A 1,620-nucleotide genomic window follows, 5' to 3' on the forward strand; every position below is an offset into this window, starting at 1 on the left:
CCGGGGACCGGGTGCTGCGGGGAATCATCCTGGCGGACATCTACCGGACGGGCTCCTGCCCTCTATTCGAGTTAAAGTGTTTTCTCTCTAAGAGATTGTCTCCCTAGAAAGGAGGTGATCCAGCCGCACCTTCCGGTACGGCTACCTTGTTACGACTTCACCCCCCTCACCCTCCACACCTTCGGCGCCTCCCCCCTTGCGGTTGGGCCGGCGACTTCGGGTGCAGACGACTCGGGTGGTGTGACGGGCGGTGTGTACAAGGCCCGGGAACGCATTCACCGCGGCATGCTGATCCGCGATTACTAGCAACTCCGACTTCATGGGGGCGGGTTGCAGCCCCCAATCCGAACTGGGGCCGGCTTTCCGGGATCCGCTCCCCCTCGCGGGGTGGCATCCCTCTGTACCGGCCATTGTAGCACGTGTGCAGCCCAGGGCATAAGGGGCATGATGACTTGACGTCGTCCCCGCCCTCCTCCGCCTTGACGGCGGCGGTCCCGCGTGGGTTCCCGGCATCACCCGATGGCAACACGCGGCGGGGGTTGCGCTCGTTGCGGGACTTAACCCAACATCTCACGACACGAGCTGACGACAGCCATGCACCACCTGTATGGGCTCCTCTCGGCCACGGGGTCTCCCCCGCTTCACCCATATGTCAAGCCCTGGTAAGGTTCTTCGCGTTGCTTCGAATTAAGCCACATGCTCCGCTGCTTGTGCGGGCCCCCGTCAATTCCTTTGAGTTTTAGCCTTGCGGCCGTACTCCCCAGGCGGGACGCTTAATGCGTTGGCTGCGGCACGGGGGGATCGTCCCCCCACACCTAGCGTCCATCGTTTACGGCTGGGACTACCAGGGTATCTAATCCTGTTCGCTCCCCCAGCTTTCGCGCCTCAGCGTCGGTCTCGGCCCAGAGGGCCGCCTTCGCCACCGGTGTTCCACCCGATATCTGCGCATTCCACCGCTACACCGGGTGTTCCACCCTCCCCTACCGGACCCAAGCCGCGGAGGTTCCGGGGGCTTCGGGGGGTTGAGCCCCCCGCTTCGACCCCCGGCCTGCCGGGCCGCCTACGCGCGCTTTACGCCCAATGAATCCGGATAACGCTCGCCCCCTACGTATTACCGCGGCTGCTGGCACGTAGTTAGCCGGGGCTTCTTCTGCAGGTACAGTCTTGACTCTTCCCTGCTGAAAGCGGTTTACGACCCGAAGGCCTCCGTCCCGCACGCGGCGTCGCTGCGTCAGGGTTCCCCCCATTGCGCAAGATTCCCCACTGCTGCCTCCCGTAGGAGTCTGGGCCGTGTCTCAGTCCCAATCTGGCCGGTCGGTCTCTCAACCCGGCTACCCGTTGTCGGCACGGTGGGCCGTCACCCCGCCGTCTACCTGATGGGCCGCGGAGCCATCCCCTCCCGTCGGGGCTTTAGCCGGGGTGCCATGCGGCACCCCGGGGTATCCGGTATTACCCGTCCTTTCGGGCGGCTATCCCGGGGGAGGGGGCAGGTTCTCCACGTGTTACTCAGCCGTTCGCCACTCGCTTCCACCCGGAGGTGGGTGCCGTTCGACTTGCATGTGTTAGGCGCGCCGCCAGCGTTCATCCTGAGCCAGGATCGAACTCTCCGTCCAAAATAAA

Annotated in this window: 1 rRNA gene; it reads right to left on the reverse strand. The window is 64.6% G+C overall.

The features are described 5' to 3' along the window. Positions 1 to 107 precede the first annotated feature (107 nt). Positions 108 to 1,613, reverse strand: a 16S ribosomal RNA gene (locus DWY03_RS09920). Between the last annotated feature and the right edge of the window lie 7 nt (positions 1,614 to 1,620).

The sequence above is a fragment of the Collinsella sp. AF23-2 genome (assembly GCF_003459245.1).
GTDB lineage: Bacteria > Actinomycetota > Coriobacteriia > Coriobacteriales > Coriobacteriaceae > Collinsella.